The organism is Streptomyces sp. NBC_01257 (genome assembly GCF_035917255.1).
In the GTDB taxonomy this organism is placed as follows: Bacteria; Actinomycetota; Actinomycetes; order Streptomycetales; family Streptomycetaceae; genus Streptomyces.
On sequence record NZ_CP108472.1, the window covers coordinates 9042059 to 9065933 of the forward strand.

General features: G+C 68.2%; 23 protein-coding genes. 12 read left to right on the top strand and 11 right to left on the bottom strand.

Going from position 1 to position 23875, the window contains the following annotated elements:
* The first annotated feature begins 225 nt into the window (after positions 1-225).
* A complete protein-coding gene (locus tag OG408_RS39335; RefSeq protein WP_326674297.1) occupies positions 226-972 on the top strand; it encodes an aminoglycoside phosphotransferase family protein in 747 nt (248 codons plus the stop codon).
* Positions 973-1307: 335 nt separating this feature from the next.
* Positions 1308-2042, top strand: a complete 735-nt coding sequence (locus OG408_RS39340; RefSeq protein WP_326674298.1) for a glycoside hydrolase family 16 protein — start codon at positions 1308-1310, stop codon at positions 2040-2042.
* A 335-nt stretch (positions 2043-2377) separates the two neighbouring features.
* Here the strand turns inward: OG408_RS39340 and OG408_RS39345 are convergent, their stop codons facing one another.
* The 3 genes from OG408_RS39345 to OG408_RS39355 all read right to left on the bottom strand — a co-directional run bounded on the left by OG408_RS39345 (position 2378) and on the right by OG408_RS39355 (position 5325).
* Positions 2378-2641 carry a hypothetical protein gene (locus OG408_RS39345; RefSeq protein ID WP_285567987.1) on the bottom strand — a complete coding sequence of 88 codons (264 nt, stop codon included), beginning with the start codon at positions 2639-2641 and terminating at the stop codon, positions 2378-2380.
* A 285-nt stretch (positions 2642-2926) separates the two neighbouring features.
* The gene (locus OG408_RS39350; protein ID WP_326674299.1) at positions 2927-3187 is read right to left on the bottom strand and encodes a hypothetical protein; all 261 of its coding nucleotides are present in this window, start codon (positions 3185-3187) and stop codon (positions 2927-2929) included.
* A 464-nt stretch (positions 3188-3651) separates the two neighbouring features.
* Entirely contained in the window at positions 3652-5325 is a 1674-nt protein-coding gene (locus OG408_RS39355; RefSeq protein ID WP_326674300.1) for an FAD-dependent monooxygenase, read from the bottom strand.
* A gap of 587 nt (positions 5326-5912) precedes the next feature.
* Here OG408_RS39355 and OG408_RS39360 point away from each other — a divergent pair.
* Positions 5913-6920, top strand: a complete 1008-nt coding sequence (locus OG408_RS39360) for an oxidoreductase (protein WP_326674302.1) — start codon at positions 5913-5915, stop codon at positions 6918-6920.
* Between the two features lie 228 nt (positions 6921-7148).
* Here OG408_RS39360 and OG408_RS39365 read toward each other — a convergent pair whose 3' ends face one another.
* The gene (locus OG408_RS39365) at positions 7149-8549 is read right to left on the bottom strand and encodes a hypothetical protein (RefSeq protein WP_326674303.1); all 1401 of its coding nucleotides are present in this window, start codon (positions 8547-8549) and stop codon (positions 7149-7151) included.
* 308 nt (positions 8550-8857) lie between these two features.
* On the opposite strand from OG408_RS39365, the gene OG408_RS39370 reads away from it, so the two are divergent.
* From OG408_RS39370 to OG408_RS39380, 3 genes are all read left to right on the top strand, one after another.
* Positions 8858-9637, top strand: coding sequence for a hypothetical protein (locus OG408_RS39370; RefSeq protein WP_326674304.1), 780 nt, complete (start codon positions 8858-8860; stop codon positions 9635-9637).
* A gap of 161 nt (positions 9638-9798) precedes the next feature.
* Entirely contained in the window at positions 9799-10236 is a 438-nt protein-coding gene (locus OG408_RS39375) for a hypothetical protein (protein ID WP_326674306.1), read from the top strand.
* A gap of 390 nt (positions 10237-10626) precedes the next feature.
* Positions 10627-11190: a dihydrofolate reductase family protein gene (locus OG408_RS39380; RefSeq protein ID WP_326674308.1), complete on the top strand. Its 564-nt coding sequence runs from the start codon at positions 10627-10629 to the stop codon at positions 11188-11190.
* A 380-nt stretch (positions 11191-11570) separates the two neighbouring features.
* Here the strand turns inward: OG408_RS39380 and OG408_RS39385 are convergent, their stop codons facing one another.
* Positions 11571-12410 (bottom strand): SDR family oxidoreductase, encoded by an 840-nt coding sequence (locus OG408_RS39385; RefSeq protein ID WP_326674309.1) that lies wholly within the window; start codon positions 12408-12410, stop codon positions 11571-11573.
* 92 nt (positions 12411-12502) lie between these two features.
* Between OG408_RS39385 and OG408_RS39390 the strand changes: the two genes are divergently transcribed.
* Positions 12503-12886 carry a winged helix-turn-helix transcriptional regulator gene (locus tag OG408_RS39390; RefSeq protein WP_285567970.1) on the top strand — a complete coding sequence of 128 codons (384 nt, stop codon included), beginning with the start codon at positions 12503-12505 and terminating at the stop codon, positions 12884-12886.
* A 483-nt stretch (positions 12887-13369) separates the two neighbouring features.
* The gene (locus OG408_RS39395) at positions 13370-14110 is read left to right on the top strand and encodes a class I SAM-dependent methyltransferase (RefSeq protein ID WP_285567968.1); all 741 of its coding nucleotides are present in this window, start codon (positions 13370-13372) and stop codon (positions 14108-14110) included.
* A 313-nt stretch (positions 14111-14423) separates the two neighbouring features.
* Here the strand turns inward: OG408_RS39395 and OG408_RS39400 are convergent, their stop codons facing one another.
* Positions 14424-15380: a quinone oxidoreductase family protein gene (locus OG408_RS39400; protein ID WP_326674312.1), complete on the bottom strand. Its 957-nt coding sequence runs from the start codon at positions 15378-15380 to the stop codon at positions 14424-14426.
* Between the two features lie 89 nt (positions 15381-15469).
* Here OG408_RS39400 and OG408_RS39405 point away from each other — a divergent pair, with 89 nt between their 5' ends.
* Positions 15470-15901, top strand: a complete 432-nt coding sequence (locus OG408_RS39405; RefSeq protein WP_326674313.1) for a MarR family winged helix-turn-helix transcriptional regulator — start codon at positions 15470-15472, stop codon at positions 15899-15901.
* Between the two features lie 242 nt (positions 15902-16143).
* Here OG408_RS39405 and OG408_RS39410 read toward each other — a convergent pair whose 3' ends face one another.
* Positions 16144-16932 (bottom strand): hypothetical protein, encoded by a 789-nt coding sequence (locus OG408_RS39410; protein WP_285567963.1) that lies wholly within the window; start codon positions 16930-16932, stop codon positions 16144-16146.
* Positions 16933-17344: 412 nt separating this feature from the next.
* Here OG408_RS39410 and OG408_RS39415 point away from each other — a divergent pair, with 412 nt between their 5' ends.
* Both OG408_RS39415 and OG408_RS39420 read left to right on the top strand, forming a co-directional pair.
* Complete coding sequence (locus OG408_RS39415) at positions 17345-17968, top strand: hypothetical protein (RefSeq protein WP_326674314.1); 624 nt, start codon at positions 17345-17347, stop codon at positions 17966-17968.
* A 337-nt stretch (positions 17969-18305) separates the two neighbouring features.
* Positions 18306-19646 (top strand): FG-GAP repeat domain-containing protein, encoded by a 1341-nt coding sequence (locus tag OG408_RS39420; protein ID WP_326674315.1) that lies wholly within the window; start codon positions 18306-18308, stop codon positions 19644-19646.
* A gap of 181 nt (positions 19647-19827) precedes the next feature.
* Here the strand turns inward: OG408_RS39420 and OG408_RS39425 are convergent, their stop codons facing one another.
* The 4 genes from OG408_RS39425 to OG408_RS39440 form a co-directional block, all read right to left on the bottom strand.
* On the bottom strand, positions 19828-20847 hold the full coding sequence (locus tag OG408_RS39425; protein WP_285567958.1) for a glycoside hydrolase family 16 protein: 1020 nt from the start codon (positions 20845-20847) through the stop codon (positions 19828-19830).
* A 445-nt stretch (positions 20848-21292) separates the two neighbouring features.
* Entirely contained in the window at positions 21293-21721 is a 429-nt protein-coding gene (locus OG408_RS39430) for a DUF4267 domain-containing protein (protein ID WP_326674316.1), read from the bottom strand.
* Between the two features lie 383 nt (positions 21722-22104).
* Complete coding sequence (locus OG408_RS39435) at positions 22105-22491, bottom strand: VOC family protein (RefSeq protein ID WP_285567954.1); 387 nt, start codon at positions 22489-22491, stop codon at positions 22105-22107.
* Between the two features lie 166 nt (positions 22492-22657).
* The gene (locus OG408_RS39440) at positions 22658-23008 is read right to left on the bottom strand and encodes an antibiotic biosynthesis monooxygenase family protein (protein WP_285567952.1); all 351 of its coding nucleotides are present in this window, start codon (positions 23006-23008) and stop codon (positions 22658-22660) included.
* 263 nt (positions 23009-23271) lie between these two features.
* Between OG408_RS39440 and OG408_RS39445 the strand changes: the two genes are divergently transcribed.
* The gene (locus OG408_RS39445) at positions 23272-23853 is read left to right on the top strand and encodes a TetR/AcrR family transcriptional regulator (RefSeq protein ID WP_326674318.1); all 582 of its coding nucleotides are present in this window, start codon (positions 23272-23274) and stop codon (positions 23851-23853) included.
* Positions 23854-23875 lie beyond the last annotated feature (22 nt).

Below are 23875 nucleotides of genomic sequence, written 5' to 3' on the forward strand. Positions count from 1 at the left end.
CGAGTGGTGTCCTTCGCCCGGGCGCAACGGACATCCCGGCTCCGAGGACACATAACGGCGCGCTTACTCGCTCTGCGGGGCGGTCTGCGCAAACCAGTGGGCTTGGTCTGGTCAAGAGCCAGTGGCGCGCACAAGGCTGCATCGGGTAGCGGGACGCGGTCAGCGGTGCATTCGCAGGCGATAAGTCCGCGACGTCAGGGGTCGTCTCCGGGATACTGGTCGCCCATGGATGAAGTCGAGGTCGTCGTCGCCCATTCCGAGCGCGCGACCCTGCGCGTCGGCGACGTGTTCCTGAAGGTGGATGCCGATCAGGCGCGTATCGATGCCGAGGTCGATGCGATGTCGCGCGCGCCGGTCCCGACTCCGAAGATCCTTTGGCGCAAGCCGCCCGTGCTCGCGATCGCTGCGGTCCCAGGAACGACGCTCGGGCGCCTCGGTGGGCCGTCGACCGGGTCGGTGGCGGCGTGGGCCGCGGCGGGCGCCGCGATCTGGAAACTGCACGACGCGCCGCTGCCGCCCCGGCCCGGCCGAGCCGGCCGGACCGTCGTGGAGTTGGCGGCGGAACTCGACGACGAGTGCGAGTTGCTCGTGACGAATGGCCTCCTGCCCGCGGACCTGGTCACCCGTAACCGCCAGGTCGCCGAGGCCGCACTGCGGCCGTGGACTCCGGCATTCACGCACGGCGACCTCCAGATCGCGCACGTCTTCGTCGACGGCGACGAGGTCACCGGCATCATTGACTGGTCCGAGGCAGGCCAGGGCGATGCGCTGTATGACCTCGCCACCTTCACGCTGGGACACGAGGAGCGCCTCGACGACGTTCTCTCCGGCTATGGCAGCGACATCGACCTTGACGTGATCCACGCCTGGTGGTCGTTGCGAAGCCTGCTGGCAGTTCGCTGGCTGATCGAGCACGGCTTCGACCCGTTCGCCCCAGGCTGTGAGGTCGACGTACTGAGATCCCGAATGTGAGGCGACGCGGGTACGACGCTCCGCATGCGTTCTGACGCATGGAGAAGCCCGTCCTCGGGCGTTCGCTCGCCCTCCCTCTCGAGCACCTACTGCTCATGCTCTTCGCCGGTCATGACCACAGATGGCCCTATGGCTTGTCCCGTAGAGCGATCTACTGCCACAGAGTCTGTGCAAACTCGCTCGCCTCGCGTGCGGCCTCCGTTCAACTCCCAAAGGCATATACCGATTCGTGCGGCGCATCTTGTCAACGACCGAACACACTCCTACAGTCCGGCGACAGGTGAGGCGTGGAATCGCTCCCACGTCTCGATGCTCATCCAAGCAATGGAGCTGCGATGACCCCCACGTCCCGCAAGTTCAGCCGCAGAGGCATACTCGGTGCCGCCCTCGCAGTGCCGCCGGCACTGATGCTGGGCGCGCCGGCCGCACGAGCCGATTCCTGGGGCAGTCCCGTGACCGTCACCTCCTGGAACAAGATCAGCGGAAGGTGGACTGCCAACAACGAGCTGGAGACCTACACGCCGGACTGTGTCTGGTACGAAGGCGACACCCTGGTGATCAAGGCGTACAACGCCGGCGGCGGGACCTACTACTCGGGCCGCGTGGAGTCGACAGCGCTGTACGGGTACGGCACGTACAGCTTCACCGCGAACATGCCCAACGGGCAGGGGCTGCTTCCTGCTGTATGGGCGGCGTACCTGAATCCGTGGCTCCCGGAATTCGACGCCGCTGAGATCGTGGGCCAGAACCCGAACGTCGTCTACCAGACGTCCCACGACGCCAACAACGCCCAGCAGCAGTTCTCGAAGACGAACTCGGCAGGGTGGACCAACGCGTTCCACACGTACTCGTTCAGCTGGTTCCCGGACCACATCGACTTCGCAGTGGACGGCGCCATTACGGGCACCAACTGGTACAGCACTCCGGCCGGGACAGGTATGCGCTTCATCGCCAACATCGCCGTCGGAGGCGACTGGCCCGGCAATCCGGACTCTTCGACCTGGGTCACGGGCGACGGTGCCCGCTATCTCAAGGTCTCGTCCATCACGCACACGCCGTACTACCCGTGAGATGAACTGTCGGGTGCCGTCGCTGACAGCCCGGATCGCCCTCGGCCACAGGGTTCGTCGGCGCACTGCACGCTGCGACCGTGTCCGCCCGGCTGCTCGACCGACTGCTGGGGAAGCGGGTCACGACCGGGACGGGACGATCTCCGTACGTCAATTGCCTGGAGACCGGAACGCACAGGGACGTGGCATCTGTGAGGCGGCCCGAGCGTCCGTCCCTGCGCGCTTTCCGCGATGCTTGTCCGGAGCCGGAGCGGCGGCAAACCCTGACGGGACCATGCAAAAGCAGGGCCCGCGCACCATGGCGGGCCCTGCTTTTGCGTGAGTACGGTCGAGGGTCAGCGACCCTGGAGGTACTCGGCGTAGAAGTAGCCGGCCTCGCCCTCGAAGTGCGCCTTCTTCGCCTTGGCGTAGGTGACCCCGTACGGGCCGCCCAGGTTCAGGTATTCCGCGCTGGCGCGGTCCGCCTCGACCTCGGAGTATCCGGCGCCGACCTTGCCGCCCTCCCAGCCGCCGTCGGAGTCGTTGGCGACGGCGGGTGCGGCTGCCACGAATCCGGCTGCGGCGACGGTGGCCAGGGTGATCGCGATACTACGAAGCATGGGTGCCCCTTCTCGACAATGCGTAGCGGGTGGTGTGCAGGACAAACCCTTACTGTCGATGGCACCGCAGGAGGGCAAGCGCGCTGAGGAGCCGACTAAACGCACCTGATCAGTCGAAGCGGCCTCACGTGTCGGGCAGGGCGGACGAAGCCGCACGGACAGGGGAATCCGTCGGCTTTGCATGTCGCAGACCTCTTCGGCTCGGGTGCGCGACACGGCGTCATCGGATGCGCCTGGGGCTGCCCCGTGTGGCGCGAGCCCGCCGACCCACCGGAGCCTGGGCGGTTACGCCACCCCGGAGGCGTCAGCGTGCGTCGTCTGATCGATGACCCAGTCCAGACTGCTGTGGCCCGGCTCGTAGGAGGGGGCTCTGCGCCAGATCCGGGCGAAGGCGTCGACCAGCGCGTTGTGGGCCCGTTCCAAGGACCGTCCATGCGAGCGAAGCAGCGCGAGGAGCAGCGGCGCGAGCAGGTCGTACAGCTCGGCCAACGCGCTTCTGCTGCCGTGCGCGATCTGCACCAGCAGGTCGTCGACGTGCACCGTCACCTTGCCCGGAACCTCACAAGCGGGGCCGGAGGGCTTCAACAGATCTCCGGCCCGAGCCTTGTTCACAGCAGCTTTCACACCACAGAGGCTATCGTCCTGCGTACCCCCACGACTGCGCTCTCCCTGATCGGATCTGCGTTTCCCTCGCCGAGCAGCCTGCTGGATGGATTGGTTCGGGCGGCCCAGCGGCTCAGCAGCGTCCCGCCGCCCGGAACATCGTGTACGTGGCATGTTGCTGCGACGCCTTGACCGCCCCATCAGTTGTCGAACGGGGGTGCGCTCGTCTTGGCTGTACGCCTGGATTCCCCGTCTTCCCCGTGCGACAGCACGGGCCCATCGAACCAGGCGGTGCAGAGACAGAGATGCAGCCACCGAACCAACCGGGATCGTCCTGACGAGTGACGAGTCGTTCGGGCACGTCGGCAGGACTGTCACCGGCGGCTCTCCGCCCGCGGCAGCGGGAGTCAGGCGAAGGTTCGGTGCAGATGGGCTGCCAGCGATGCCGGAACGGCAGGGTGGAAGCGCCCCGAGACGTATCCGTCCGGGCGGATCAGGATGGCTTCGCCGTCACGCGGTGCGTAGGCGTCGCGGAACTCGCCCGCAGCGTCGCGCACCCGTGGCGGGCGCAGGCCGACGGGGCGGGCGTCCTGCGGTACCTCTGCGGCGGTGATCAGATAGGCGTCGAGAAGGCCGTGGGCGGCGCGATGGGCCTCGGCGGCGCAGGCTTCGAGTCGGGCGGCGCCTTCGCCGGAGGCGTGCTCCGAGTCCGCGAACAGCAGCAACACGTGTCGTGGGGTGCGCAGCAGGTCGAACAGCCGCCGCGGGTAGGCGGCGAGGTCGCTCAGCAGCCCGCGGCAGTCCGGGGCGCGGTCGCCGGGGGCGGGACCGGCTTCGGGCGTGCGTTCTGTCGTCTGCGGCTGGACCAATGGACTGTCCGGGTAGGCGACCAGCAGCTGGGCCTGACGTCGTAGCTGCGTTTCGGCGTCGTCCCCGTTGCTGCCGAGGCCGGAGGGGGCGGGGCGGGCGGCGCGGGCATGGCGGACGGTGCGGTCGATCACCTCCTGCGCGACCGGGTGTCGTTCGGCGTGATAGCTGTCCAGCACGTCGTCCGTGGCCAGACCGTGGACGGCCAGGGCCAGCTTCCAGGCGAGGTTGTAGGCGTCCTGCACGCCGGTGTTCAGACCCTGTCCGCCGATCGGCGGGTGGATGTGCGCGGCGTCCCCGGCGACGAAGAGGCGGCCGTTGCGATAGCGGTCCACCATGCGGTGGCTGGTCCGGAAGATGGACGACCAGCGCAGCGTGGAGGCGGTCGTGACCTCAGGGGACAGCCGGTCGAGCACGGCCTGGAACTGGCTGAGTTCCGGTCCGCGGCCCTCCTGCGATCCGAGGGAGGGCCCGTTCGGCGCGCTGGGGTCGTCCTCGCCTGTGGCCTGGGCGCGGGGGAGCAGCGTCGACAGCCAGTACCGCCGAACGCCCGGCATCGGAATGCAGACGACCATGTCGTTCATCTCACCGTTGTCGTCCAGGCTCACGGCCCGCATGCTGTGGCCGGCGGGGAGTTCCCAGTCGACCTCGACGTCGCCGATCATGTACTGCTCGGGAAAGGCATCGCCCTCGAAGGTCAGGCCGGCCGCCTTGCGGACCAGGCTGTGCGCGCCGTCGCAGCCCACGACGTAGCGGGCATGCAGTTTCTCGATCCTGCCGTCGGCGTGCGCGAGGACGGCTTCGACCTCGTCCGGGCGCGCCTCCAGCGAGCGGAGTTCGGTCGACCGCTCCACCTCCGTGCCGAAGCCTGCCAGGTGCTCGGTGAGCAGCTGCTCGGTGGTGCACTGAGGCAGCGTGGCGAAGGGGTAGGGGACCTCGGGCGGCAGAGTCAGTTCGAAGCGAGGGCGTGGCTTGCCGTCGATGAAGACCAGCTGGCCCAGGTGCGGCACCGCCTCGTCCAGCGCCCTGTCGACCAGGCCCATGGAGTCCCACACCTCCAGGGTGCGGGGCACGATGCCGATGGCCTTGGCATGGGGCTGCGGGGCGGCCAGCCGATCGACGATGCGGCAGTCCACGCCGTGCCGCCGCAGTTCGGCCGCCGCTGTCAGGCCCACAGGGCCCGCGCCCACCACGAGTACGTCGACATCGGCCACAGTCAGGCTCCCTCGTTGTCCGGTATTCCCGCGCCATCGGGTTTCACCAGATTGCGCTGACCCGAATGGATTGAGGTTCCGGCGCGGTGCGGAACCGGAAGAATCGAAACCTGTTCTTTACCAATTGTTTACCGATCATATTGCCTGGATTATTCTTCAGGTCAAGAGCGGTGAAAGCCGTCGGAGTCCGCAGAGCGATTCCGGAGCACCCGACGCAACCAATGCCGCATACCATCGGATTCGTTGTACTTGCCTCCGCATTCGCTTCCATCCCGACCCGGATGGCACACCGGATTCAGGCGCCGCACTTACCCACGCAGGGAATGACTTCGGGCTCGCCATCTTCGGGAGCGCCCTCGACGTCGGCGATCGCATGAGGAGAGAGCCTTCTTCGCCGCATACCCCGGACCACGGAAGGGGGTTTCGAGGATGTGCGGCTCATCCATACGGTTTCGCTACTCGCGGAAGGTGTGGATCAGCCGGGAACGAGCCCGCCCCGGGAGACCACCCCGGGGGATCGTGGCGGGCCTGTACGCCCTCGGCGAAGCAGCGCCCCGCAGGTTCACCGTCCGTGTTTGAGTGCGCGGATGGAGATTTTGGTTCTGGGCGGGACAGCGTGGGTGGGCCGTGAGATTTCGCGGCAGGCATTGGACCGCGGGCACAGGGTGACCTGCCTCGCTCGCGGGGAGAGCGGCGAAGTGGCCGTGGGCGCGGAACTTGTCGTCGCGGACAGGGGCGACCCGTCGGCGTACGAAGGTCTGGCGGGGCGGGACTGGGATGCCGTGTTCGAGGTGTCGTGGCAGCCGGCATTCGTCCGCGGGGCGCTGGCAGCTCTCGGTGAGCGTACGACCCATTGGTCGTACGTGTCCTCGATCAGCGCGTACGCCTCACACGCACAGCTGGACGCGGACGAGACGGCGGAGCTGCTCCCGGCGGCCGATCGGGACGAGGTCGACCGTGAGGCGTACGGGGAGGCCAAGGTGGCCTGCGAGGCAGCCTCGACGGCCGCCGTGGGCGACCGGCTCCTCATCGCGCGGGCCGGACTGATCGGCGGCCCCGGCGACCACAGCGGCCGCACCGGATACTGGGCCGCCCGCGCGGCGCGCGAGCCGCTGGCACCGCTGCTGGTGCCCGCCTCGCCCGGCGTGGTGACGCAGGCGGTCGACGCGCGGGACCTCGCGGCGTGGCTGCTCGACAGCGCGGAGAAGGGGACGACCGGAACGTACGACGCGGTCGGCCCGGTCGTGCCGTTCAGCGAGTGGGTCGCGATGTCGCGGGAGATCGGCGGGCACACCGGACCGGTGGTGGAGGCCGGCGCCGACTGGCTGCTCGAGCAGAAGGCGGGCCAGTTCATGGGTCCGGAATCGCTCGCGATGTGGATGGCCGACCCGGAGTGGGCCGGCTTCAGCGCCCGCAACGGTGCCGCCGCCCGGGCTGCCGGTCTGCGTCATCGGCCCCGGGCGGAGCTGCTGGCGGACGTCCTGCGCTGGGAGCGGGAGCAGGGTCTGGACCGGCCCCGCCGGGCGGGCCTCAGCGGCGAGCGCGAGCGCGAACTGCTGAAGGCCTTCGGCTACGGAGACGTGCGCGAGGCCTGACGGAGTGACGGAGACCTGGGAGCCAGGCAAGGCTCTGTTCCCTGACTTCGGAGTTCCTTGACTTCGGACGCCGAAGCGGTGAACCGGGCCGGCGCGCGACGGGTGTCCCCCTGAGCCGGGACTGCGCTCTGGAGTACCCGCCGGGTCGGCCCGTGGTCTCCCGGGTTCCCCGCCGGGCCATGGCCCGGCGGCGGACTCACCTGTCCCGTCGCCGGTTCCGGATCAAGGTCAAGGCATGCGGGACAACGGAACGGAGAACAGCAGGCGTTCGGGAATCACCTGCGACTTCCAGGTGCTGCTCGCGTCCTCGTTCACCCAGTCGGCGTTCTTGTCAGCGGCCCATTCGGTCTGGCTCCACACCGTCTTCGTGCTCCACCAGAGCGACAGCCCCTGGGACTTCGCGGCCCAGCACGCGGTCGGTGCATCCGTACCGGTGCACGTCGTGGACGTCACACCGGTGGCGTCGCGACGTTGGTAGACGCCGCGCTGACCGACTCCGCCACGGTGCCTGGGCAGGTACCAGGACCGTTTTCCGGTCGCCGGATCCCGGTAGGAGAGGGTGCCCTGTGCTCCGGCCATGTCGGCCGTGAACATCTCCGACACGTTCACGTACCCCGAGGAGTCCTTCAGCAGTGGCATGCCCGACTCCGACGGCGCAGCCAGTTGGTAGCCCCACATCTTGCCGATCTTGGGGGTGCCGGAGGTCTGGTACTCGTTCAGGACGATGCTGTCCGGAGTCGCACTGCGGTCGAGGGAGACGTGGGCAGGGCAGACGATGCCCGTGGTGGAACCGCACTTCTTGCTCAGGCCGTACGAGCCGATGGCCGGCATGACGTACTGGTAGCCGTGGGCCGAGTAGCCGCCGGACACCCTGCCGATCGCGTTGCTGTTCACGGTGGCCTGCAGGATGTGGTTCATGGAGAAGACGTACAGGGCGTTGGTGCTGGGGTCCCCGCCCTTGGCCGTGACGATCAGCTTGTCCCCGAACCACACCATGCCGCCCAGCTGGACCCCGGCGTTGTCGAAGTTGGCGCCGCCCTCGGTGGGAATCACGAGCAGCACCCAGCGATAGGAGAGAGCGCTGGGGTTGTTGGCGTTGATGAAGGCCACGCGCGCCAGATGCTGCCCGTTGGGGTCGTTGTTCAGCATGGTGGGAAAGTCGGTGAACAGACCGTCGTTGGACTTCCAGCCGGACAGCAGGATCTTGTCGTTACCCCACAGGCCGTCGTCGTCCGCATCGCCTGAGGAGGTCACGCCCTGCGGGAGCCAACGCTGGGTGTATGCGTCGCCCGTGTCCCAGCAGTAGGCGGAAGCGGGTGTGGGGTTCACGGGGAACGCCTTCACCTCTTGCGGGTAGCAGTCGGCGGAGTTCCTCATCGTGTGGTTGGCGCTGGCCAGGACGTCGGTCACCTTGACGTTGTCCAGCCGGGAGTGGAGCTCTGCGAGCGTCGTGCCGGAGACTCTGCGCTCCTCGAGCCGGAGCTTGGCAGCCTCGGTGGTGCTGGAGAGCGGTCTGACCTCGTCGTAGACCTCCTCCTGGACCTGGGCGGCACCTGGGGTGATCCCCGCCGCCGCCAGGCTGAGCACGGCCGTGGCCAGTACTAACCAGTTCCGACTCTTGTTGCGCATGTTGCCCCCCACTACTGAATGCTCACGTCATTGAGACGCGAGTGAATAGTGTGGTGCACCAACTGTCAACCGGGCATGGGGATATGGAGGACAGGGCCGGCCTGGCAGCCTTCGCGGTGCTCGGCACATTGTTGCGGTCGGTTGTATGTGGTCGGTGGGCATCCCAGGGCAGCGCCGTTCCCGCGCAGGGAGGGCCGCTGGGCGGGACGGCGAGCAGGGCCGGCTCCCCGATGGAGAAGTCGATTCGCGGGAACCCGCGCTGACGGCCAGTAACCTGGCTGCCTGACAACCACGCACGTTCCTTTGAAATGAAGTACAGGATGCACATCCTGGAGGATCCGTCCGAGCTCTCGACACTCGCGCAGAGCTTCCTGCATCGCGCGGCCCGGCGTGAGCGCCCTCGCCGGTCCGGGCCGCCGATAGAGTTCTGGCGAGTGCGCGGCCACTCGGGGAATCTCGTCCCCGCCCCCATGGATCTCATCATCCGGTGCGAGGGATTCGAGCAAAAGTACGGAGGCCTGCGCTATGAGGTGCGCCGTAGCCGGTTGGTGAACGGGGACCGGTACGAGACTGCCCGCGAGTGGGAGTACGACCACCTCGGTCTGCAGACGGCAGCGTGGCAGGACCCGGGAGAAGGAGGTTGGTACTTCGAATGGACCGGCGAGCGTGTGTCGAAGCCGTGCCGGGACTTGATACACACCGACGGCAGCGTAGGCACCGACGTCGACGGCGCCAGCCCCTACCTCTCCATCGCCCCGTCGATCCCGCATCTGATCGAATCACATGCCCTCGCCGACACCGTCGCGTCGTGGAAGCCATGGCCCATGGACAGCCTTGCCGCGTCGGCCATCGATCTCCTCGACGGCCTGGTGGAGGTGCCTGAAGCGTCATGGGGTTCCTCGCGGTGGCGACTGTCGGACACCGTCGCCGTCCTGGACTACGACAGTTGGGTCCACAAGAACCCTCACCGCCGGACGCTCGTCTGGTCTGGCGACGAGGGCGGTCACCGTCAGGTGCAGGCAGCCCTGGACCGATGGCAGCACCGAGATCAGAGCGACGCCGTGACCCTCGGTGGCACGACCTCGTAGAGGCGCCAGTCCCGGATCAAGGCCACAGGGCGTTCATCCTGTCACTCGGCGGCGGACAGTGCCTTAGGTTGGTCGACGTGAGGGCGCGGGGGCCGAGTTACAGATATGTCGGACCGGTCGAGCTGAAGGCTGCGGTCCGGCCGGGCAGCGGCGGGTGCCGCATGGGCTCGGCGGCTGATTTCGGCGGCTGGATCGCGGAGCGATCGGCAGCAGAGCTGACCGAACCGTTCACCTTCGTGATCGGCACGGACGGTGTGCTTCGGCTGGCGCCGCGGCGAAGCGAGCATGTGGCCTGTGCCGGCGGGGACATGGTTCTGAGTGCAGGCGAGATCAGCTTCGTGTGCCATGCAGGCCGGTGGGCTGTGGGCGAGGTCAGCAACCAGTCCACCGGATACTGCCCGGACGTCACCTCTTGGGCGACAGTCGCTCGCGCTCTGGACGACATAGAACTTGGGCGGCCCTCCGGCTTCACCCACGAGGTCGTTTTCCGGCGATGCCCCGACTGCCAGGAGCTCAACATCGTGCGCGAGGACGACTTCGTCTGCGTCTTCTGCGGCAGCGTTCTTCCTGCCGCATGGAACGTGGATCCCGGCGTATGACGTACGGGGGCAGAGCCACTCGTTGATGGCAGCGACCAGGACAGTCGCTTCGTCGTGGACCGCGAGCTTGTCGTGGCGCGTAGCCCGTAGCGCATGGAGACGGCGCGGTGCCGGGCGCGGCATACCGCGGAGTCGATGCTCGGGCCCCTTACCCGGAACCGTATGCCGTCGATCCACTGCTCGCCGAGGCCAGACGGGCGGTCGCCCCGCCCAGGCCCCCGACGGCCTCGGCACCGATACGTCCCACTACGCCACTCCGCCGGCGGAACGCTGAGTCTGCGACTGAGCACCGAGCACGAGGACTACACGCGCGCCCAGATGGCGTACCGATGATTTTCCCGCGTCGCGCCGGTCTGTACCCGTGAGACCGGTTTACGGAAGGATGGCGCCATGCGGAAGCTGATCTACGGCATGAACCTGACCCTGGACGGCTACATCGCCGCACCCGGTGACGACATCGGCTGGAGTGTGCCGAGCGACGAACTGTTCCAGTTCTGGTCCGACCAACTGCAAGCCACTGACCTGTCGCTGTACGGGGGCAAGCTGTGGCGGACGATGAGCTCCTACTGGCCGACCGGCGACCAGCAGCCCGACGCCACCCCGGCGGAGATCGAGTTCGCGAGCCGTTGGCGGGACATGTCGAAAGTGGTGTTCTCCTCGACGGTCGACAAGGTTGACTGGAACACCCGCCTTGTCACCGGCGACGCGGTTGCCGAGATCACCCGCCTCAGGGCCGAGGAGGGCGGACCGATGGACATCGGCGGTGCGACGCTTGCCGGGGCGGCCATGCGGGCCGGGCTGATTGACGAGTACGTGCTGGCCACCGCGCCGGTCCTGGTCGGCGGCGGCACGCCGTTCTTCACCGCGTTGGACAACTGGGTGAACCTGAACCTGGTGGAGACGCGGACGCTTCCCTGCGGCGTGATCCTGACCAGGTACGAGACGAGGCGCTGAGCGCCGGTCCCGCGGCTCGGCCGTCTTCCAGGCCTACGCGGACGTGACGCCACCACTGGGGTGGGCTGCCGGCAGCGCGGCCATACCTTCACCGTTCCCGGACCGCGCTCGGTGGTCAAGACGCAGTCCGGATGCGCTTGCCGGCCTGCCCCTCCACAACGCCCTTCTGGAGGTTCGTGCGGTTCGTGTCCTGCTCAGCGGCTGTGAGCCGGGGCCGGCCCAGGTGCCTCACGCTGTGCCCACCCGGCCAGATTTACCGTTGCGTCCGAATCCCCGGACCGGCTCTTGCGAGTCGCCTCGTGGTGGGTGGTGACGTTATGGGCAGCCCCGTGCGGTCGCAGTCGCGCGGGGCTGCCCAGGCGCTTCAGCTGAGCTGTGCCTCAGCGAAAAGCGGCGATGTTACGGACCGCCCAGTCGTTGAAACGGTGCGGAGCGCGACCGAGGACCTGCTCCACGTCCGAGCTGATCCGCAGTTCCGCGGGGTTGGGGGCGGAGATGATGTCCAGGGTGTCGTCGGCGAGCTCCAGCGGCACGAACCGGGTCATCGCGGCCTTGGCCTCCTCACGGGTGAGTTCATGGAACCGCACCGGCGAGCCGAGCGCGGAGGCTATGGCCTCCGCCTGCTGACGGGGCGTGATCACCTCGGGCCCCGTCAGCTCGAAGATTCCGCCGGTGTGCCGGTCGTCGAGCAGGCAGGCTGCCGCGACCTCGGCGATGTCCGTCGGATCGACGACAGGAACACCGACATCGCCGAAGGGTGCGGCGGCCGTTCCCTGCGTGCGGACGGACTCCGCCCACGCGAAGGCGTTGGAGGCGAAACCGCCCGGTCTCAGGACGGACCAGTCCAGGCCGGACTCTCTCAACGCGTCCTCCACCGCGCGCATCGCGATCCGCGACGGGCCGGTCGGCCTGGTTGCCACGCCCTGCGAAGAAAGGAGGACGACTCGTCGGACCCCGCTGGCAGCGGCCAGGTCGATGATGTCGGCCGGCCTGGCTCCGGGGGCGTGCAGGTCGCCGGACAGCAGGAGGAACAAAGCCTTCGCCCCGTCCAGAGCGGGGGCGAGACCCTGCGGGTCGGCCAAGTCGGCCAGTATGTGCCGAACCCCGTCCGGGACCGGCGCCGCGTGGCGTGACACCGCCGTCACCTGCTCGCCCGCGTTGGCCAGGGCCTGCGTCAAAGGCCGGCCCACATTCCCGGTCGCTCCGGTTACCACGATCATGTTCAGCTCCTAGTCCGTTGTGCGCTGAGGCAATTGACGCTAGGAGGCGGGCTTACTTTTCGTAAGAACATACCCAGAGGTAAGCTCATGACATGAGTGAAGGTGCGCAGCTGACGCAGGCCGAGGCAGGCGTTCGGTATGACGTGTTTCACACCGACTGCCCTGCGCGCGACGTGGTCGACCACGTGACCAGCAGGTGGGGTATCTGGGTACTGATCTCCTTGCGGACCGCCGACCTTCGGTTCTACGAGCTGCGCGACAGCATCCGGGGCATCAGCGAGAAGATGCTCGCTCAGACACTGCGCGCACTGGTCCAGGACGACCTGGTCTGGCGGAAGGTCGAGCCGACGACGCCGCCCCAGGTCACCTACGGACTGACTGAGTTCGGGCAGGAAGTCGGAGCACCGCTGACGGACTTGTTCGACCGGATCACACAGCGGCTCGCAGCCGACGAGCGTCCGCCTCGGAGCGCCTGAGCGCAAGAGGTCAAGCGCGGCAGCCGACCTGCCCCCCGGGCCGGCAAGGTGCGTCATCTCGACGACGAACACCGACCGTGACACCAAGAAGGTTCGTGCCTACCCCTTCGTTGGTCAGTGGCAGACGGGCCTAGCCACCCCGACACGACGCGTCCATGGAGGACGCCGCGAACCTTGCGGGTACGCGCCGCTGACGTGGTGCGCGGACTGGGGCTGGCGGCGTACGCGCCATGGCGACCAGTGGCGCGCCGTACGCCTCCACACCTGCACCATGCCGACTGGCCCCGCAGCGCGGTCCGTCGGAGAGGAACTCGCGGATCCATCCGGCCTCTTCTGACTCAAGGGGAACGGCGCATGGGTATCCAGGGGGGTGGGGTCCGTGGCGCCAGGTGGACGGCGTAGGAGGACAGGCGAACCGATGAGCCTCCCGGGTCGCAGCACAATCGTGTTGACCGCCCCGGAAGGCAGTGCTTGAGTCGGCGGGTGAACAGCATCTCTGCCAACCGGCGGTTCTGGAACCAGATCAGCGGCACCTACCAGCAGAAGCACGACCCGCAGATCGGTGCGACGCCCCGGCTGTGGGGTACGTACGCCATCCCCGACGCGCAGCTGAACGCCCTGGGCGACGTCACCGGCAAGCGTGTCCTCGAACTCGGCTGCGGCGCCGGCCAGTGGTCCAGGGCGCTCGCCGCCGAGGGCGCCAACGTGGTCGGGCTCGACCTGTCCGAAGCCCAGCTAGCCGCGGCAGCCGGCGCGATGGGACCGGCCCGCTACCCGCTGGTGCAAGCGGCCGCCGAGCACCTGCCGTTCGCCGCCGACAGCTTCGACCTGGTGTTCTGCGACTACGGCGGACTCAGCTGGGCGCCCGCGCACCTGGCCGTCCCGCAGGTCGCACGCATCCTGCGCCGCGGTGGGCGCCTGGTGTTCAACGTCGCCAGCCCATGGTTCGAAGCCTGCTACGACGAAGCCGGCGGCCGCGCAACCACGACTCTGCACCAGGACTACTTCGGGCTGGACAGCATCGCCGAGGATCAGGACGCGGTGAGCTATCAGCGCACCTACGGCGACTGGATCAAGGTCCTGCGCAGCGCAGGTCTCGTCATCGACGACCTCATCGAGCCGCGGCCCGATCCCGGAACAGCCAACGGTTACAACCCGACCGACCCGCCTGACTGGGCACACCGCTGGCCGGCAGAAATGCTCTGGGTAACCCACAAACCGTAAGCGGCGCCGCACCGAGACATGAAGGTATCCACTCTCCCTCCAACGGGTGCGGCTTCATCCGGATCAACGCCTCACTCGGGGTGCTGCTGTCCTCTGCAAGGTGGGACAGCGCCCCGGTGATCACCTGGCCTGCGCAGGCCGATGCGGAGACCGGCCTTTCGGAATGTCATCCGCCGGTTCGACGAGATCGGGCTGACTTGCCTCGTGTCCGCAGCGAGAAGGGCATCTGCTGGGGCGGAAGGTCACTACGAGCAGCAGCCTGACTCGGCCGGTCATTGCCCCGCATGCTGTCCAGAATCGATGTGCAGCGAACTCATGCCGTAACGGACAACGCCTTTGGCCGGAGCGAGGGTACGAGGACGACCTTGCCGAGGTTGCGGCGCTGTTCGATGAGGGCGTGGGCCCGGGTGGCTTCGGCGAGGGGGATCTCCTCGTGCACGGCGGTGCGCAGGGTGCCTGTCTCGTGCAGCTGCCAGAGCTCGCGCAGCCAACGGTCGTACAGTTCGGGCTTGCCGACGGCGATGGCACGCATCTGGAAGCCGATCACCGAAGCGCCGCGGACGAGGAGTTCGTATGCGTCCACCACGCCCCCGCCGGAGCTGAAAGCGACCAGCCGGCCGCCCGTGGCCAGGGCTCGCACGGCAGGGCCGAGCAGGTCGCCGCCGACTCCATCGAGGATCGCGTCGTACGGGGCACCCCAGTCGGCGTCCTCGTACAGAAAGACCTCGTCGGCGCCCAAGTTCCGTAGGAAGGTGGCCTTGGCAGCACTGCTGACAGCAGCCACCACGCGTCCAGCCCCGTTGGCCTTGGCGTACTGGAGAGCGAGCGTGCCCACCGCACTCGCCGCCGCCGTTACCAGGACCGACTCGCCAGGCTCCACCCGCGCAGCTTCGTAGGCGCCGCGCGCCACCATCCCGCTGCGGACCAGTGCCACCGCCTCCACGTCACTCGCGCCGTCCGGAATCCGGGAGGTCATCGCGACGTTCAGGACCGCGTAGTCGGCGTAGGCGTCGGTGAAGCACAACCCAGTGACACGGTCTCCGACGCCGAAGGCCGCGACACCCTCGCCGAGGGCGGTGATCTCCCCGGCGACTTCGCCGCCGAGCGAGATCGGCTCCCTGGCGTCCCGGACCTTGCGCACGGAGGGCAGTGTCACCCCAATGGCCTTGGTCCGGATCAGTACCTCCCCGGCTCCCGGCTCGGGTCGGTCGGCCTCTTCGGAGACCAGCGCAGTGGGCCCTCCGCTCACCTCATGGCGAATGCGCAGCACAAGGGCCTCCCTGTCCATTTTCATTGGGATATCCAACGATAGCTTGAAGTCGTAGGGAGTCCCAATGAATTTCGGGATAGGCTCACTCCATGCCCGCAGCCCTCCAGCGCATCCAGTCCCTGCCGAGCTGGCTCGTCGGCCGCGTCGCAGCGCGCGCTCGCGGCCTGGTCGCCGACGCGCTTGCCGCGGAAGGGCTGAAGCTCATGCACCACGCGGTGCTGGCCGCGACCGCCGAGTACGGGCCGGTTGCCCAGGCCGAGCTGGGCCGCCGGCTCGCCGTCGACCCCAAGGACATGGTCGGCATCCTCAACGACCTCCAACAGGCCAAACTTGTCCTGCGCACCCCGGACCCCGTCGACCGCCGCAAGAATGCCATCACGGTCACCCCCGAAGGCATGGCCGCCCTCACCCGCTGCGCGGCCCTGGCCGAAGCAGCCAACGCCGAGTTGCTGGCACCGCTCACTCCGGAGGAGCAGAACCAGCTGATGGCACTGCTGGCCCGGGTACACGAGGCGCCATAGGCATGGCCTTTGGGGGTTGGGCGAGGCGATCGGCGACGAGGAACCGGCCGCACCGCGGTGCCGACCGGTCCCATGGATCTCAGACGACCAAGCGATGGTCCTCACCGTTCCGCTCCGCACATGATCGGCCGGACGACGATTCCAGCCGACCCCACGGCGCTCTCGAAAGGGGCCTGGGTACCCGGGTCCGCCGTGTGTGCCTGGGCTTCAGGATGTGTAGTGCAACAGGCTCGTTGCGGTGCTCAGTTCGAGCGTTGCAGGCCGGGCAGATCGGCGCACAGCGCGGCCGGGAAAGCGGGCTCGACGCGGTGCACGTCGGCGCAGCCGGCCTTCGTGCCGCGTGCGAGAGGCACCCAGCCCGACTTCTCGGCACGGAAGAACCACCGGTCGCCGAGTCTCGCCCCACATCCCGGCGCCTCGCCCTCGGCGCAGGCCGCGCCCATGCGCGAGGACACGTCGAACACCAGCCACTTCCCATCGCAGTGCTCCTCGCCGCGGGAGGTGTGGTTCGGTACGTCGAGCGCCGCCACCGCCTGGTCGTAGGAGGCGGCGGTGCAGCCGGTGGGTGCCGGGTGGCAGCCGCGGTCACCGCACAGGCGCAGGTCGGGCAGGTCGGCGTCGTCCGCGGTGAACGTCGTGTCGTTGTCCACGACCAGTTCACGGTGGCCGAGCGCGGACGGCAGTCGCACCTTCGCGGTGCCGGGTGCGGTCGTCGAGCAGTCGGCGTGCGGGTCGCCGATAAGGGTGGAGAAGGTGACCTGCACCCACACGGTGCGCTCCGACGTGGAGGTCACGACCGCCTTCAGCTTGCGCGCACAGGTCTTGCCCTTGCCGGGTACCTCTACGTCGACGCTGAGCGCGCGCCCGCCGCCGGAGAGCCGGGCGGCGGTCGCGCGGATCGGCCCGAACGTCTGCCAGTGCGGCGTTCCCGCCGTCGAGGGCGCCCCGGCTCGCTGGGTCCCACAGGCACTGAGCAACAGCGCGGCGACGATGCTCAGCAGGACGCCGGCCAGTGATCTCGTGGCTTGCATGTGTTCCGGACCCCCCCCCCCATGAAAACGGTCGACCCGGGCGACTATAGAACGCCGCGTACACGTCAGGCCCGGCGCACTACACAGTCGCGAGGGGCGGCAGGCTCGGCGGGCGGCCGTGGGGCCGCTTCGGCGCGGCGAGGGCGGTTTCAGCAGACCCGGCTCGTCGAGCGCGACACGGAGGCGGGCATCGCCTGACGGCTTTCGCACGGACGCATGCGAAGAGCCAGGAACTGTTCCGGGCAAGCTACGCGGCGGCGTGATTGCCTGCCGGCCTCTTGGACGCACGCAAACCGTGGCTGATCTGGAGTCGCCGGGAGGCGCCTTTCGGCGTACGTGCAGGTCGTGGCGGTGGGCGCATCGGATATGCCGGGGCCTGTGCGGCGGATGATGGTGATGGCAAAGTGTGCCCGTGAGTTACAGCATCTTTATCCTTCGGTTCGTGGACGGTGAGGTTGTTGCTCTGGATGTCGAACGGCTCCGACAGGTGACGGAACCGTACGTGGTGGCGGGCGGTCTCGATGAGGGCTTCTCCCAGCTCCGCGCGGAGGACGGGGGTGAGGCGGACCTCTACCACGAGTCCCTGAACGAGGCGGGGATGCTGTGTGTGACGGCGACGCACTTCGCCCGCGGTGCGATGCTCGGCGTGCTTGCTCGGCTGGCAGCAGCCCTGGAGGCCTCGATCGTGCCCCAGAGCGGTGCCACCCTGGTCTTCCATGAGGGCGACCGTCTTCGTCTTCCTGCGGACGCCCAGGGGGAGGCGGTTGTCATAGCCGCCACGGCGGACGCGCTTCAGGCGGCATTCGATAGGCCGAGCGGAGGATGGGGGCGCGGGCGCGTGGGAGGAGCATGTGAATGCTCTAACTTCCCCTGCCGCCAGTGCAATTTCCTCACGCCGATCGAGGTTGGCCCTTTGGCCTCACAACACGATCTTGAAACAGTGGATAGTGCGGCTGGCGCTCGACCCGCAACAATGGCGCCGCGAGCTCAGACAGTCCGGTCGGCACAATCCAGTCCCACCGCCGACTCTCGATGAAGGCGGGCCATCCCAACGCGCCGTATGGGGCGCTGTCTTAAGCGTTGGGCCCAGATCCAGATCCATATCGTCGGCCTTCCGCGCACAGCCCGCGACGTTGACGACTGCCCCGGCCCCGGTGTCGGCGACGGGCACCGCGATCCGCTTCGGTCCTGCTGTCACAGATCGAAGCCCGCGGCGCTCCCCGGACGATGCCGAGACCGGGCCCGGAGAGGCCCTGGCTCACCGCCGTACGCACTGGTGGGCCGCAAAGGGGGCAGGACCGTCGTGCATCACCCCCGTAACGAAATGATCAGCTTCCTTGTGCGGGCCGCGTCCACGCCCGTGAAGTGGAGTGATGCACTTTCCGACAGCAGACGGTCCGTTCCTCCGTCACTTGCGCATGTGGCACGCCGTGGCTGCCTTCCTCGTAGCGGTGGCGGTGGTGGCGTTCCTCGTCCTTCGGCCAACCGGCGGCGCGCGTGCCGTGCCCAACAGCCCCTGCCGGGCTGTCGATTCCGCGCGCCAGGCCACGCCCGCGACCCCCGATGTCGACGGGGACGGCTTCGTCGATCTGGTGCACGAGGTCTCCGAGACGGAGAACTTCGACCTGTTCGTCGTGCCCGGCTCCGAGCACGGCCCTGACCCCGACCGCACGACCGTCTTCGCCCACGACGACCTCGGTGTGCCGCACGACGTTCAGACGGGCGACGACCCGTTGCAGCCCACGGTCGCCGACCTGGATGAGGACGGCCACGCCGACCTCGTCGTGAGCGGCGCCGCCCAGGTCCTGTGGGGAGGTCCCAAGGGCCCGCGGGTCGGCGGAGCGCACGGGCGTGTGCCGCTGCCGGGCACCGGCTACCACACCGCGCCTGTCGCAGGCGACTTCGACGGGGACGGCCACATCGACCTCGCGGTGCTCAGAGACTCGAACGAGGCTCATGAACTGGTCGTCCTCAAGGGACCGTTCAAGCGCTCCGGCGCCCCGGTCAGGACCGTGGAGATCCCCAGCCCGGTCGACGAGGGCGCGTCACCTGTACTGGTCGCCGGGGACGCGAACGACGACCGTGCCACCGATCTCGCGCTCTACGGCTCTCCGTGGGATCCGCCCCTGCTGTTCACCGGGGGCGCCCGTACCGCCGGCGGCCTGAGCACGGAACCCGAGCGGCTGCCGGAGGGCGAGAACATCGTCTTCGGCGACTTCGACGGCGACGGGCGCCAGGACATCGCCATCGGCCGGAGCTTCGTCGACAGCTACGACGAGGTCGAGACACCCCATCGGCGCGGCCAGGTCAGCGTCCGCTACGGGAAGGAGCCGGGGAAATGGGTCACCATGGACGGCGGCGACTTCAAGGAGGGCTTCGGCGCCGGGCTCGCTGTCGGGGACTTCAACGGCGATGGTTGCGACGACCTGGCCGTACAGCTCACGAAGAAGAAGGAGGCGGGGGACGCGCGGATCGAGGTGCTGCGGGGCGGCTCCGAGCACGGGCTCGGATCGAAGCCCTGGCACTCCACAAAGCGGTCCGTGCCGGGTGACGACGGCCCCGATGGTGGCATGCTCTTCGCCGTCCATGACTGGGACGGCGACGGCCGCGCAGAACTGACTCTGCTCGGCGGGAACAGATGGTGGATCACCGACGGCACGGGCCGCGAGGAGGCATCCTTCCCGGTCGCCCCCAGCGAAGATGAAGGCTCTTAGGCAGGATCATGCTTGCTGCCCCGGGCTCGTCCTCCTGGGCCTCGAAGACACCGGTGTACCGCCACTGCCGAGACCGGTAGTGCACGGTGGACCAGGCGCCACACCGGCTCGGCCTGCGAAGTCCCGCCGGGAGCCGGTTCGGCCGCGCCGGAACCGGCTCCCGATCCGAGCACGTCGCGGTTCAGGATCCGCTCACCTCGGCCGAGAACCAGTCCACGCTCATCCCCGCACCGGAGGTGATATCGGCCGAGGGGGAGGTGCAGCCGCAGACCTTGTCCGGATACGAACCGCCGATCGCCACGTCGAAGATGGCGAAGAACCCGTGGTCGACGGCGGCCTTCCAGGTTGCGTCGGAGACCTCGTTCTGGTTCACCGCGAACGTCTGCACACCGTCCAGGTAGAACCGCAACTGCTCGGCCGCCGTGTTCCGGCGGTCGACGATCACCGAGTACGTGTGGTAGCCGGACTGGCAGCCGTCGCAGGCCTGCAGTCCGCTGCTGATCCCGTCGGGATCGTGGCACTCGCCGGCCCACTGGCCGCAGTGGAAGGTGGTGGAGTGCTGGCTGAGTGCGTTGACGTCCTCCATGATGTCCAGCTCGCCGATGCTGGGCCAGTTGGTGGCGCCGGTCGGCCGGGCGTCGGCGCCCATGGCCCAGAAGGCCGGCCAGTAGCCGAGCCCGCTCGCCGGGTCGGGCTGCTTCAGGGAGGCGCTGAGCTGCATCTGTCCGCCCGCCGGCGCGGCGAAGTCGGTGCGCTGGGTTTCCACCCGGCCGGATGTCCAGTGCCCGGAGGCGTCCCGTATGGGCTTGATCACCATGTGGCCCGAGCCGTCCTGGTAGACGTTCTCGGTCGAGTCCGTGGAGGTTTCGATCTCGCCGGTGCCCCAGTTGGCGGCGCCGCCGGGGTAGCTGGTGCCGATGTCGTAGAGCCAGTCGGTCCTGTTGAGTCCTGTTCCGCTCGCGCCGTCGAAGTCGTCCCTGAACATGGTGGTCCAGTCGGCGTCGGCCGCACCGGCGCTCGCGGCCGGTTCTGCGGCCGCGGCGGTACCGGAGAGCCCGGCGGGGCCCGCCGGGCCCATGAGACCGGCCAGTGGCAGGCAGAGTGCGAGCGCGGCGAGCGTGACCGGCAGACGTCGACGGGTGCGATGTCCGGGGCCGGGGGTGGGGCCTGGCGATTCACTGAAGACAGCGATCCTGTACATGGGGGCTGCTTTCGTGGGGGGTGGGGGGAGGGGCGAGAGCGTCTGCAGCCGCGTTCCGAACCCGGTTGAGAGCGCTCTCAAGAACCTTGTGCACGACTGTCCGGCACGGTGACTGACCCCGTCAAGGTGGTTGCCGTGTTTACTTCCTGTAGGCAATTCCCTTTAGGGTGAAGGCAGTTGGTGCGCGAGATTCAACTGTCCATGCTGCAAAGCCTGTATGCGGCGAAGTGTGTTCAAGCGATGGTGGTTTCGCGGACTGGTTCGATGAGCATCTGAAGCCGTCCCGTCAGGAGTTGCCGGCGGTGGTGCGGCGACGGCCGTCCACCGTGGACGAGGCAGCGCGTGGACCAGGCGCCAGACCGCCTGGATCACCCCGGCCGGTCGCTGACAGGGAAGGGGTGGCCCGACCGCCATATGGCCGGGCCACCGCTTGGGGCATGCGCTGTCAGACGGGCTGTGCGGCGGGTGCCGGGGCAGGGGCCTGGCGAGCGCTACTCGTCTCGCGGAGGGTCAACAGGCCCGTAGTCGCGATCAGTGCAGAGGTCAGGCCGTGGATGCCGAACGCCGCCGAGTACGAGCCGTGGTGGGCCAAGACGTTGATCATGTCACCGAACGGGGCGACGGCCTCCATCAGCAGGACCCAGCCCAGGGCGCGGCGGTGGCCCGTCGCCAGCAGGATGCCGAGGACCAGACCCATGGCCAGTTCGCGGGTGCCCTTCATGATGAGGAAGCCGCCGCCATCGCCGGCGGGCCAGCTCGGCAGGCCGACGCCGGGGGTGGACGCCTCCGGGGCCAGGATGAAGGACAGTCCGAGGTAGACGACGAACAGGGTGCAGGCCGCGGCCAGGACGGTGGTGACGTTCTTCAGCGACATGATGCTTCTCCTTCGATGTTCAGACTGGAGTGGAAGGGTTCATAGGCAGGCGTAGCTGGGCCGCCGATGGCGAGCCATGACGTGGGCCGGTGCCGGAGGTGCGGACGGTGTCGCCCTGGCCGGGGCATCTTCGACCGTGCTGGTCTGCCGGTTCGTCGATGCCGCTGCGGGCTTGCCGGGCGTCTGGCCGACCGGGCGGCCGGCTCCTGGCCGTGACCGTCAGCGGTGTCCGTACCCCGCAGATCGGAAGTGCTGCGAAGTGCTGCGCTGCGACAGAGGGTCAGGCAGTGACATGGCTGTCCGCGCATCGCGGCCTCGCCGGCGACTGTGAACACGATTCCGCAATCACCGGCGAAGGCGTGATCCGCGGGACGCCGTCCGGCTTATGCCCCGGCGCCGCCCGTGGTGAGAATCTCCATGAGATGTCCGTCAAGGTCGTGGAGGTACGTGCCCCTGCGGCCTTCGACGCGCTTGCTGCGATAGATCTCCCCAGCCTCTTGGCATGCAGGATCGCCGTAGTGGGCGATCCCGGCTTGCTGGATGCGGACCAGGGCGGCATCGAACTCCTGCTGGTTGAGCCCGAATGCGTAGTGGTGGGGTTCGAAGTCGTCCGACCGGTCGTAGTCCAGGCTGACCTGGTTGGCCAATCTGACTGGAGTGAAATGCGCCGCCGGCGGTTCGACACTCAGGCCGAGGACTTCGGCCAGGAACTGCGCCGAGGCCTGTGGGTCACGGGAGGGGACGATGGTGTGATTCAGCTCCACAGCCACAGAGGCTCCTTGTCGGGACCCCGTTACGCGTAACGGGTTTCGCGTAACGGGGTTACGCGTCATGGGTTGCTCGGCCGACTTGGTGACCCGGCATTGTGCGGATGCGTGAACGGCTGAGGGAGGGCGCGGTTTCTCCGGTTGCGTTCGTCCGGTTGCGGCTGCCGTGTCACGCGTCGATCTGCTCGAAGATGTGCGGGTACGACACGATGTCGTCGGGGAACTCGGCCGCCATGCGCTGGAACTCCGGGCTGCCGAGCGCCGTGGCGAGCGCCGCGGTCGACTCCCAGACCGCGACGTTCATCAGAAGCCGGCTGCCCGCCGTTCCCTTGTGCATCTGCAGGGAGACGAATCCGGGCTGAGCCCTCATGAATGCGGCCTGCCTCCGGAAGAGGTCCAGGAATGCCTCGGTCCTCTCCTCCGGGACGAGGAAGGTGTTGGCCAGGACGATGGGCCCGGTCTCCTCCTGGAACTGCGCGAACATCGGTGTGATCGGGTCCAGACTCTGCAGCTTGGTCATTTTTGCTACTTCCTCTCGCTGTCGGTTGTCCCACGGCACTGCGGGCGGCCATCGCCGTACTGGACCCGGCGCCGCCTATTACTGCTCGGCGCCGGTGGTACGAGGCGGATCTGACGGGCACTCAACGGGCGTCGCCGATGTCGGCCGCCAACGACCGCAAATTTGCCAACGTCCGTTTGCCAACTGGTGTTGGTCAACCTGTGTTGGCAAACGTAGAGCCCTGAATCTGGACTGTCAACACGTGTTGGCCTATGCTTGTTGGCATGACCGGCACCACGGAGAACCAGCAGGCCGCGCGGCGTTCCGACGTAACCCGCGCAACGATCCTCGACGCGGCCCGCGAGCGATTCGCGGCGGACGGCTACGAGAAGGCGACCATCCGGGCCATCGCGCACGACGCCAAGATCGACCCGTCGATGGTGATGCGCTACTACGGCAACAAGGCGGGCCTGTTCGCGGCGGCCGTCGCGATCGATCCCGGATTGCCGGGTCTGCCCCTCGAACCGCGGGAGGAGATCGGCAGTACGCTGGTGCGCCACTTCCTCACCCTGTGGGAGGGGAACGGGGAGCTCACCGCACTGATGCGGGTCGGTGCCACCGACCCGGCCGCCGCCGATCGCATGCAGAGCGTGCTGCGCGAGCAGCTGATCCCACTGGCTCGCAGGCTGGGCCATGAACCGGAGCAGGCGCAGGCTCGGGCGGCGCTGTGCGTCTCGACCGTGCTGGGGCTCGCGCTGACGCGCTACGTGTTGCAGTTCCCGGCGAGTATGGCGCTGGGCCGTGAGGAGATCGTGGACTGGCTCGGCCCCACGATCCAGCGGTACCTCACTGCTCCCACCCCCTGAAGAGTGCGTTGAGGTGCCCATT